Origin of the sequence: Actinokineospora iranica (assembly GCF_900101685.1) — a bacterium.
Taxonomy (GTDB): Bacteria; Actinomycetota; Actinomycetes; order Mycobacteriales; family Pseudonocardiaceae; genus Actinokineospora; species Actinokineospora iranica.
On record NZ_FMZZ01000030.1, the window covers coordinates 1 to 10,465 of the forward strand.

The following is a 10,465-nucleotide window of genomic DNA, read 5'->3' on the forward strand; positions in this document are numbered from 1 at the left end:
GGGGTTGGTGGTGGTGCCGAGGATGTGGACGTAGCGGGTGGCGACTTCCATCACGAAGAAGACGTACACGCGTTTGAGGGTGACGGCGCAGTCGACGTGGAAGAAGTCGCAGGCCAACATGCTCGCGGCCTGGGCGCGGAGGAACCCTCGCCAAGACATGTCGGTGTCACGCTGGGGCGCGGGCGGGATACGCAGGCGCTTGAGCACGCGGCGAACCGTTGATGCAACCACCCGGTGGCCGAGCTTGAGCAGTTCGCCCTGGATCCGGCGGTAGCCCCAGCCGGTGTTCTCCCGCGCCATGCGCTCGATCAACGCCATGAGGGTGTCGTCGACCGGTGGTCGGCCGGTGCGGTTCGGGTAGGTCCACTTCCGCGCGATCAGGCGTCGATGCCATCGCAGGATGGTTCCCGGTGTCACCAACCGGTGCTCACCCAGCGGTCGGGGGAGTCGGCGAACCAGCGCGGCGAGCACCGCGCGATCGGCCCAGTCCAACTGCGGGCGAGGGTTGGTCCAGCGTGCGCGATCGTCGCAGCTCAACATGCCAGTGCAGAGTTCTGGCACCCCACAGGTCAGTCCGGACACGGTGCTGCGGATGGCATCGTGACCTGGTGAAGCGTCGCCACGCCCAGACGAGCCAGCGTCGAAGGCCTGGACGCCCGCGCACCGTGGCCTCGGTTCGCCGCCTTGTCCTGCGTCTAGCGGCCGAGATCTCCTCGTGGGGTTATTATCGGCGCATCCACGGAGAACTCGCCCTCCTCGGTGTCACGATCGCTCCTTCGACCGTGTGGGAGATCCTTAAAGCCGCTGGCATCGACCCGGCGCCACACCGAGCGACCGTGACATGGGCCGAGTTCCCGCGCTCCCAGGCCGAGGTGGTCCTGGCGATGGATTTCATTGAGACCGTCACGCTGACCGGCGCACGCCAGCACATCCTCGCGCTGCCCACCACGCCGGTAGGGGCGTGCGATTCTCGGCACAACCGCGCACCCAACACACCTTGGGTGGCACAGGCCGTCCGAAATCTCCTGATGGACCTCGAAGATGCCTGCAGCCGAGCGCGAGTCAGGTTTCTCATCCGTGATCGTGACGGTAAGTATCCCGCACTGATCGACGACATCCTCAGCGGCGCCGGGATCGCGACGATCCTGACCGGCGTCCGGGTGCCCCGCATGAACGCGATCATGGAACGCTGGGTCAAGACGCCGCGGGTCGAACTCCTGGACCGCACGCTGATCTGGAACGAGGCCCACCTCCGGCACGCGCTTCATGCGTACGAGCAGCACTACAACAAGCACCGCACCCACCGATCCCTCGCCGCCGCAGCACCCTTGCGAGCCCGATCTCAACCCCTTGGACCTGACCGGATCGAACGCCTCGCGGTACTCCGACGGGACCGTATCGGTGGAGTCCTCCATGAGTACCGGCATCCAGCTTAACCTGCGCGGACATAGTTTTCGGCACGCACAAGATCCGGGTCGGTGACGTAGTCGTCGAGGGTGTAGAAGACATCGTCCAGCGCCCGTTCGAGAACGCTGTGGGTGCGCTCGTGCCCCGTCAGGCACGACGACGCTGGTCGAGCCACTGGCGGGCGAAATCCGGAGCCTAGACCCTGCCCTCGTCCAGTGCGTGCATCAACGCGATCCGGGCCCCGGTGGCCGGTTTCGGCGGAACCGGGCAGCTGGTCACCGACTCGCCTGCGTGCGGGCCTGGTCTTCGAGGAACGCGAGCAGCGACGGCCAGTCCCGGTGGGTCGTCTTGTTGCCTTCTTTGTACCAGAACAGGGTTCCCGCGCTGTCCAGCCAGTACAGCTCGTAGCCCTGGTGCATCCCGATGATCGTCGACCCGTCACCCAGCAGGCCCGTGGCGTCGTTCTCGACCAGGAGTTCGCGGCCGTCGGTGGGCAGGCCGAGGATCGACGGGTAGAAGAAATCGGTGCCGCGCAGGAGTTCGCCCGCGGACCGGCCCATCACGGCGAGGAACTGCTCGTACTGTTCCGGCAGCGCGCCGCCCTGATCGGCGCGGACTTGCTCGATCTCCGCCGCCGTGCAGCCGACGATGGTGTCCTGGCAGGCCAGCCCGAGTTCGACGAGCAGGCCGGCCAGGTCGTTCATGGAGTTAGGCAACGTGCTTCCCCTGTCAGCGGCCGTAGTCCGAGTACGTGATGTCGATGCCCGGGAACGCGCGGCGGAAGTCCTCGATCACGGTCTGGCACGACGGGCACACCGGGCGCTCGGAGTATATGTGGATCCGCCCGGTCGCCCCCGGTTCGAGTTGGGTGGCCAGTTCCTCCAGGATCTTCCACTCCGAGTCCGAATCGCGGGAGATGCTGTCCGGGCCGCGGTCGAACCGTGGGGACTCCGGCATGGGGGCCGAGTCAGGGTACGTGTGGCTGCCGCTGACCCCGATCCGTTCGCCGCTGACGCCGTTGATCTCGTACTGGGCCACCGCGATGTTCCTGCGGCCGCCGACCTGGTAGCGCTCCCTGTACTGGTCGATCTGGTCGCGCGGGCACAGGGCGAGGCCGAGCGGGTCGGACGCCCCGGTGGGGTTCGGCGCGTAGCCGAACGGGTTCGCGCCCGCCGCCGCGCCCATCGGGTCGGGGCTGAGGTACTGGGCGATCTCCGGGTCATAGTAGCGCTGGTGGTTGTAGTGCAGGCCGGACTCTTCGTCGAAGTACTGGCCGGGGAACCGCAGCGCCGTGTCCGCCGTACTGGCCAGCCTGCCGAGGGCGCGCCCCCACACGGTCGTGTGGTTGCGCCACGCCACGGCACCGTCGCCGTCGATGAGTTCGACGGGGGTGCCGATCATGTCGGTGACGATGTCGAAGAACCGTTGGTCGACCCAGTCGTCGTCGTCGTGGCGGCGGCGTTCGGTCTGGGTGAGCGGGCGGAAGGTGCCCGGCGCGAAGTTCCACGTCGTCGCCTGGCCCGCCGAGTCGATCTGCTCGGCCAGGGTGATGCCGTCCCACGCGTACCGCACCGACCGCACCACCCGGTCGCCGTCGAGCAGTTCCTTCGCGACGCGCCTGCCGAGCGCGTCGTAGCGGTACCGCCAGCGGCTGCCGTCCGGGGTGGTCAGGCCAACCAGTCGGTCGTCGCTGTTCCACTCGTAGTGCCACACGTCCGGTTTCGCCGACAGCCGCCTGCGCCGCCGCTGCACGACCCTGCCCTGCGCGTCGCGCTGGTAGGTCAGCGCGCCCGCGGTGGTGACGGCGGGCCCCGTCCGGATCTCGGGTACGCCCGCCTCGTCGTGGCCCGCGCGGGCGACGCCCTGCGCGGTGGTGTGCGCGACGATCCCGCCTGCCGCGTCGAGGTCGAACCGGCTGCTGCCGATGGCCTGGTCGGTGATGGCCAGCAGCGCACCGTCGGCGCGGTAGCGGAAGTCCCGGTGCGACAACGTCCGCTGGTCGCGTGCGACGGTCTGCGCGGTCACCCGGTGATTGGCGTCGAAGGCATGCTCGATCAACGTGCCCGTGTCGAGTAGGCGCTGGATCTCGCGCCCGGCGCCGTCGTGGACGAACCGGGTGTGGTTGCCGCCCGCGCGCAGCGCCACGTGCCTGCCGCCCGCGTCGTAGTCCCATTCGGACACCGAGCCGGTCGGTGTGGTCCGGGTTCGCCGCCTGCCCGCGGCGTCGTAACTGGACACGACGGCATCGCCGTCGACGATCTCGCGCAGCACCCGGCCCGCGGCGTCGCGTTCGAACCGCACGTCGGCGTCGCCGTTGACCGCGCTGACCATGCGGCCCGCGCCGTCGTAGGCGAACTCCGCGACGCCCTCCGCGGACACGGTCCTGGTCCGATTGCCCAGCTGGTCGTACTCATAGGACACGACTTGGCCCGCGCCGTTGGTGCGCCGCACCAGTTGACCGGCGCCGTCGTAGGCGAACAGTTGCTCGCGCCCGCCCGGGTCGGTCTCCTTCACGACCCGGCCCGCAGCGTCGTAGTCGAACCGCCACGACATGCCGAGGTCGTCCTCGAGCGCGATCACCCGCAGGTTCTGGTCGTAGGTGATCGTCGACCGGCGCCCGGCCGGGTCGGTGCGGGCCGCGACGAGGTCGAAGTGGGTGAGGGTGGTCCGGGTGACGCCGCCCATCGGGTCGATGTGTTCGACCTCGTTGCCTTCGGCGTCGTAGCGCCACCGGTCGGTCGCGCCGTCGGCGCGCACGCGCAGGGTGAGCTTGCCCTCGACGGTCCACCCGAACGTGGTGCGCCCGCCTACCGGGTCGGTCACAGAGGTGATCCGGCCGAACTGGTCGCGCTCGTAGCGGCGGGTCTGGCCCCGCGGGTCGGTGATGGCCAGCGGCAGGCCCGCGTCGTTCGCGGTGACCGTCGTCACCGCGCCGAGCGGGTCGGTGATCATGGTGACCCGGCCGAGGTAGTCGTAGGTGTAGCGGGTGACGGCACCCGCCGGGTCGGTGACGGACAGCAGGTTCCCGCGGTCGTCGTAGTCGCGCAGGGTCGCCGCGCCGTCCGCGTCGACGACCGACACCGGCATCCCGTTGCTGTCGTAGGCCAGTTCCACCCGGCTGCCGTCGGGTCGGATGGTCGCGGTGACCTGGCCGTTCTCGTTGTGCTCGTACCGGGTGGTGCGGCCGAGGGCGTCGGTGACCGCGACGAGCCGGTCGGCCTCGTCCCAGTGCCTGGTCGTGGTGTTGCCCAGGGGATCGGTCTCGGCGACCACGCGGTTGGCCGCGTTGTAATGGAAGACCGTGGTCGCGCCGAGCGCGTCTACGAACCTCGTGGTGCGCGCGGCGCTGTCATAGGCGAAGGTGCCGTTGAGGAAACCGCCCGAGCCCTGGTTGGCGACGCACCGGCCGTGCTCGTCGTAGAAGTAGCGGTACCAGGCGCCGTTGCGGTCGGTCCACTGCGTGAGCCTGCCGTCGTCGTCGTACCCGAACGCCATGGGGCGGCCCGCGGAGTTGATCACCTGCTGGAGGTGGCCGTCGTGGTCGTAGGCGAAGCTGACCAGCGGGATGCCCGGCCCGACCGCGTTGTGCAGGACCAGACCGGTGATGCGGCCGTCGGCCCCGGTCACGTCGACCCGGTGTCCTGCGCTGTGCGAGACCTGGGTGGCGATGCCGTCGGCGCCGCGCGCGATGTCGATGTGGTTGCCGTTGCGGTCGGCGATGCGGGTCAGCGGCGCCTCGGCCGCGGTCCCCGTGAAGTGCAGGATCTCCGGCGTGCCGCGCCGTTCGATGGCGTAGCCGTCCTCGGTGCGGCGCAGCGGCCACCGGGGGCCCGCCGCGGGCATCACGGCGCCGGTGGCGGGCACGTCGGGGTAGACGAGGACCATGCCGTCGTCGGCGACGTACACGACGCCGAGCCGGTCGAACTCCAGCCGCTGGTCCAAGGTGCTCGCCCACGTGGGGCCGAACGAGCGGCCCGCGCGGAACGAGGACACGTGGGTGCGGCGCAGCACCAGCGGCAGTACGCCCGCGAGGTCGACGTCGACCTGGCCCGCGACCACGTCACCGGTGACGACGTCGACCGGGTCATTGCACGTGTTGCGCGCGCGTTCCGGGGTCTTGGTGGTGTTCGGGTCGGCGGGCCGGTTCGGGCTGGTGTCCGGTGTGGACGGAGACTTGCCCGGGGAGGTGCCGGAAGGTGTTGTGGTGGACGGCGTCGGCGTGGTGCTGGAGGGCGTGGTGCTCGACGGGGTCGTCGTTCCAGACGGGGAGGTCGTTCCGGACGGGGTTGTCGTGCTGCCGGGTGAGGTCGTGCCGCTTGGTGACGTGCTGCCCGATGGCGTCGTGGCGCCGCTCGGTGTGGTGGTGCCGCTGGGGGACGTCGTGGTGCTGGGGGACGTCGAGCCGGAGGGGGTGGTGGTCGCGGCGTTGGGGGAGGTGACGGTGTTGGGGCTGGTGGGGGTGGACGACGGGGACTTGCTGCCGGGTAGGGACTTCTTGATCGCGGCGAAGATCTCGTCGAGTTTGCCCAGGAGGGAGGAGAGGGAGTCGAGGGACTTGGTGAGGGCTTTGATGAAGTCCTTGATGCGGTTGACCCAGCGGGCGATCAGAGCGGCCGCGGACGCGACGACGTGCGGGGTGGCGATGCCGAGGGTGCCACCGATTTCGGCGACCCACTGGGGGATGCGGGCGATCAGCGTGGCCACGCACTCGGCGACCAGGTCGCGGACGATTTCGCGGACGGCGCCGACGAGGACGCCGACAATCTGGACGGTGGAGCCGATGGACTCGGCGCAGGTGCCCGCGGCTTTGATCTTGTCGAGTTGCTGGGCGGCGTTCGCGCGGTAGGCGTCGCCCGCTTCGCCGCCCCAGCCCGCGGTGCCGTTGCGGACCTCCGATGCGAAGTCCTCGGCGACCTTGCCGGTCTCGGTGGCGACGTTCTTCCATGTCTGCGCGTAGGCGGCGATTTGGTCGGCGTCACCGGCCAGCCAGTCCAGCGCGTCCGACAGCGGCTTCACGTGCTCCATCAGCCAGGCCACGCCGTAGCTGAGCAGGGTGCCGACCGGGTCAAGGGCCAGGGACAAGGCCTCCAGTCCCACCCCCACGCCGCCGATCCCGGCCTCCACCCACGACTTTCCCTCGATGCCGTTGTAGAGGTCGACGGCGGACTCGGCGATGCCGATACCGCTGAGCGCCGTCGTGGAGTCCTGACGTTGCGCGATCAGCGGGTTCGTCATTGCCCACCACCGAGGCTCTGCGCGTTCGACTGGTCGTTCTGCTCGTACGCGTTCGCCGTGTCCCGGATGCCCTGCGCGGACTCGGCGACCGTGGTGGCGGTGTGCGCGATGGCGTCGATGCCCGGTGTGGAGATGCTCTGTACCACCGGCACGAAGAACTGGCAGATCTTGCCGTACGCCTCGGTGCCCATCGTGACCTGCCTGCCGGCGTCCGCGGCCGTGCTGAGCCGCTCGCCGAGCGCGTCGAGGCGGGTCGCGTGTGCGCGTAGCTCGCCGACGAAAACGCCGGTCATCCCGTCAGGCATGGCACCCCCAGATCAGTGGAAGATCGAGCCTCCGAAGTCGTCATCGTCGTCGGTGGGACGGTCTACGGTGGCGTCCGGTTCCGGGAACCTTGATCGGTAGGCGCTGATCATGGCTTCGGCGGTAGCCGGGTCGTCGCCGACGGTGGTCTGGACGATCTCCGTCACCTGGTCGGTGATCTTGGCCTGGGCAGCGCGCATGGTGGTCAGGACCTGGTCGGCCATGGCGGTGGCCGGGAGGCGTTTGAGGTCCTCGGTGAAGTGGATGGCGGTGACGGCGCCCGCGGAGTCGACGGTGATGGTGACCGTGCCGTCCTGGGAGGATGCGGTGGCGGTGATGGCGGTGACCTGCTGCTGCATGGCGTTGTAGCGGTCGGCCTTGGCCTGGATTTCCGAGGCCCAGCGGTCCAGGCCCGCGTTGGTGGTGGCTGCGTCTACTCCGAAGGCTGGCTCGGTCACCGATGGTCTCCTTCTCGTGGGCTCGTTCGCAGCATGTCACGGCGTGCCCGCCCACGGGCGGTCTTTGCTGAGCCAGGCGGTATCCGTGCTGGTCAGAGCGTTTCTGTGAGCTTGTCCAGCGCTCTGCGTCCATCCGGGGTCGATTCCTTCGGCGAACCGAGGGCGGTCGCGTACAACGGGGATCTCGTGTCCGTGTCGATCCGCAGCAGGCCCGCCAGTTCGTCGTCGTAGAAGCCGCCGAGGTGCACAGTGCCGAATTCCAGTGCCATGTTGTGCTTGGCGTGGCGTGCTTCCAGCAGCAGATAGCGGTAGCCGCGGTCGCCGTACTTGATCAGCCTTCTCGCGGTGACCGCGTTGGCTACGCCGATCGCGGCGGCGGCCCAGGGCTGGCCCATGAAAAGGCACGTTCGGCGAGCGAAGTGAGCCATAGCTCCCGAGCGCATACGGCAGCCCATGCGAGCGGTTCCGCTCGCCTTCGGTGTCGTGACCTCCGCCCCGAGCGGAACCGCTCGGGGCGGAGGAGGGAACAGCATGGGGCAGCCGTTCGATCGGTCGCTGGCCGCGAGGTCAGCGCGGACTCGCTATGGCTGTTCCGGACTCCCGCCGCTACCGCGCCCGCTCCCGAGCTGCACCGCGGTGTGGTCACTCTCGGCGGGTACGGCCGCCGCCAGACCTTCTACGCGATCGTGTGGGACACCGACCACGGACACGTGATCTACCTGCAATCGTTGGACGGCACCGGCGGCGACCACAAGGACTGGCTCGCTGGCAACGCCGCTGAGCTGATCGAGCCGCGCTGGTGGGCCGCCGCCGCGCGAGGTCGAGGATCTCCGGAAGGCGTTGTCGTCATCGCACTGGTACATCATCAGCAGGTGCCCGCGGGTTCGCATTGTCGAGGACTCGGTGCGGATCGACAACGACATCGTGTCGTTGAAGGTCGTCGTTCACCGACAGGACGACGAGGTCAGCGTGGAACCACTGGTGCTTGACGCGAGGCCTTTCGGATCAGTCGAGTCGTTCGGCTCCATCTCGATGGCGCGTACTTCACCATGGTTGTCGGAGGGCAGGTGGTCCATGGCGACGCTTGGTCGTTGGCTTCGCTGATTACGCAGGTCCGTGGTGACATCGCCGCGCAGGAGGTGCTGTACATCGGGCAGTCGTTCGCCGAGGGCAGGAGTGATGCCGGTGGGCGGACAGCCCAGCACAAGACTCTGCAGAAGATCTACGAGGATCACAGCGGAAGCTCCTACGATATCATCGTCTCGCCTCTCGAATCGACAGCCGCTCAACTTCCGGTGACGACCATATCGAGGACACGGAACTCGGTCCGGATCTCACGGCCTTCTTTGAGCACTTCGCGGAACCGGCCGGGCCGATCAAGCAGCGGTCGGTCGACCTGATCGAGCACGCACTGATCGCGTACTTCGACCCGCACTATAACCAGAAACTCCGGAAGTGGGACTCAGTCAGCCCGACGAAAGCCATGCGCAAGATGCGCGAAGCCGGGTTCCGCTTGCTTGTGGTCAATCTCACGGGCGGCGACGGCTTAGCCCGGTTCCACTCTCATCTGGTGGGCGATACATTCCGCAACCACTTGATATGCCATGATCTCCCGCCTGCTCCTGCGCATCCGCAGTTGCGGGGTGTATCGGCTGAAGCGGTGAGTAGTTGGCGGCCCGCTGCGCAAATGGTGCGCCATGGTCGTCGACTTTTCGCTAATCTCGGCGAGTACTCGGGTGTGTCACTGCGGATCTTCGGGGACGAGGCGCCGAAGGATCGCAGGCCACCGGAGGTGACCTTGCCTGATGTCGCGAGTGCTGGGCAGCGCGTGTCCCGCGCGATGCCGCAGGCGCGGGCGGCTGATCGGACCATCAAGAAGAGACGTCGGCAGATCGAGCAGTTGAGGCGATCGCAGAGCCTTCCTGTTAAGCGGGGCACGGTCACATTGGGGAAGCGAGGTGACGATCGCGATGCATTCTGGTGGTTCTATAACACCACTCGCGGGGTGTATGAGCATGGTTTTGTTCTCAGGGGGCAAAGCGACGACGCGGCGGGGCTGTTGAATCTTATCGCGCATGAGGCAGTGAGGTCGGGCAAGTTCACCGTGACGTTGGTGACCCATTCGCTGACCGAGCTCCTCGGTGCGCTTGAGAAGCGTGCGAACGACCAAACCTGGCGCGGGCATGAGCCAAGCCGTCGCAAGCCGGGTTTGGTAGCTGTGGTGCCGGAAGTGGGCGCTCTCGTTTCAGATGCGAGGGAAGCGACCGCACTTCGGCGAGCCTTGCAGGAAGGGGCTGGCCTCGGAATCGCTGTTGTGATGGGTATCGAAGACCTCGATAATGTTGTGGAACGCGTTGGTGGCTTGGTCGTCGATGTTCGCAACCAGTACAGCACCCTGCTGGACGGGGCCGCCCAGGTCGGGAGGCGATGGCGGGACTGCGTTCTCACAGGCCGACAACCGCGGGAGAGGTCCGACTCGGCGACAACGCCGGTCGCGTCCAGCAGGACATGCGGGGCGGCAGCTCACGTGCTGCCGGGAACAGTGATGTGGCGGCGATGCGCCGGTCAGAGCTCCGGGCGAACGCGTACAACTGGGTGGGCAGCGCGTCGGAGTGCAGCCACGGGCCGCCGACGTCGGCGGCGCGCTGGACGGCGATGGCGATCGCGGCCGGGCGCGGCAGACGATCTCCGGATGCGCCCGCCGTCGGCTGCGGCGTTTGCCCAGTGGGATTGTGAGCTCACCAGCTAGTGGCTCGTCTCGATAGGTTGACCCGGTAATTGATCTTGGTGGTGGTGGGTCAGGCTGTCTCCCGTAAATCGAGTGTGGGAGGTGGTTGTGGCTCGTCGGCCCGAGGTGTTCGTGCGGTCGTTGTCGATGGAGGAGGGCCGCAAGCTTCAGCGGGTGACCAGGACCAGCAAGGATCCGATCCGGTTGCGGCGGGCGATCGTGGTGATGATGTCCGGCCAGGGCCGGGCGGTGCGGGACATCACGTCGTTGTTGCAGGTCAGCGCGGAGTATGTGCGGGATGTGATCCACGCGTTCAACGAGCGGGGGTTCGACG

9 protein-coding genes and 2 pseudogenes are annotated in these 10,465 nt (G+C 68.0%); 2 read left to right on the plus strand and 9 right to left on the minus strand.

Annotated features, from left to right (window positions below; genetic code table 11):
* Nucleotides 1-582, minus strand: a pseudogene (locus BLS56_RS30075) (hypothetical protein); the annotation flags it as partial.
* 26 nt (nt 583-608) lie between these two features.
* On the opposite strand from BLS56_RS30075, the gene BLS56_RS30080 reads away from it, so the two are divergent.
* Nucleotides 609-1,436: an integrase core domain-containing protein gene (locus BLS56_RS30080; RefSeq protein ID WP_175483113.1), complete on the plus strand. Its 828-nt coding sequence runs from the start codon at nt 609-611 to the stop codon at nt 1,434-1,436.
* Here the strand turns inward: BLS56_RS30080 and BLS56_RS31880 are convergent.
* The 8 genes from BLS56_RS31880 to BLS56_RS32850 form a co-directional block, all read right to left on the minus strand.
* Nucleotides 1,433-1,582, minus strand: a complete 150-nt coding sequence (locus tag BLS56_RS31880; protein ID WP_175483114.1) for a hypothetical protein — start codon at nt 1,580-1,582, stop codon at nt 1,433-1,435. The genes BLS56_RS30080 and BLS56_RS31880 overlap by 4 nt on opposite strands.
* A gap of 100 nt (nt 1,583-1,682) precedes the next feature.
* Nucleotides 1,683-2,111 carry an SMI1/KNR4 family protein gene (locus tag BLS56_RS30085; RefSeq protein ID WP_091457946.1) on the minus strand — a complete coding sequence of 143 codons (429 nt, stop codon included), beginning with the start codon at nt 2,109-2,111 and terminating at the stop codon, nt 1,683-1,685.
* A gap of 25 nt (nt 2,112-2,136) precedes the next feature.
* The gene (locus BLS56_RS30090; protein WP_091457949.1) at nt 2,137-6,642 is read right to left on the minus strand and encodes an RHS repeat-associated core domain-containing protein; all 4,506 of its coding nucleotides are present in this window, start codon (nt 6,640-6,642) and stop codon (nt 2,137-2,139) included.
* The gene (locus tag BLS56_RS30095; protein ID WP_228772060.1) at nt 6,639-6,947 is read right to left on the minus strand and encodes a type VII secretion target; all 309 of its coding nucleotides are present in this window, start codon (nt 6,945-6,947) and stop codon (nt 6,639-6,641) included. The genes BLS56_RS30090 and BLS56_RS30095 overlap by 4 nt, the downstream gene beginning before the upstream one ends.
* Nucleotides 6,948-6,959: 12 nt before the next feature.
* Entirely contained in the window at nt 6,960-7,403 is a 444-nt protein-coding gene (locus tag BLS56_RS30100; RefSeq protein ID WP_091457953.1) for a YbaB/EbfC family nucleoid-associated protein, read from the minus strand.
* 92 nt (nt 7,404-7,495) lie between these two features.
* Nucleotides 7,496-7,798 (minus strand): nitroreductase family protein, encoded by a 303-nt coding sequence (locus BLS56_RS30105; protein WP_091457955.1) that lies wholly within the window; start codon nt 7,796-7,798, stop codon nt 7,496-7,498.
* A 549-nt stretch (nt 7,799-8,347) separates the two neighbouring features.
* A complete protein-coding gene (locus BLS56_RS31090; RefSeq protein ID WP_139191083.1) occupies nt 8,348-8,638 on the minus strand; it encodes a hypothetical protein in 291 nt (96 codons plus the stop codon).
* 50 nt (nt 8,639-8,688) lie between these two features.
* On the minus strand, nt 8,689-8,811 hold the full coding sequence (locus BLS56_RS32850) for a hypothetical protein (RefSeq protein ID WP_267463962.1): 123 nt from the start codon (nt 8,809-8,811) through the stop codon (nt 8,689-8,691).
* A gap of 1,428 nt (nt 8,812-10,239) precedes the next feature.
* Here BLS56_RS32850 and BLS56_RS30115 point away from each other — a divergent pair.
* A pseudogene (locus BLS56_RS30115) lies at nt 10,240-10,465 on the plus strand (IS630 family transposase); the annotation flags it as partial.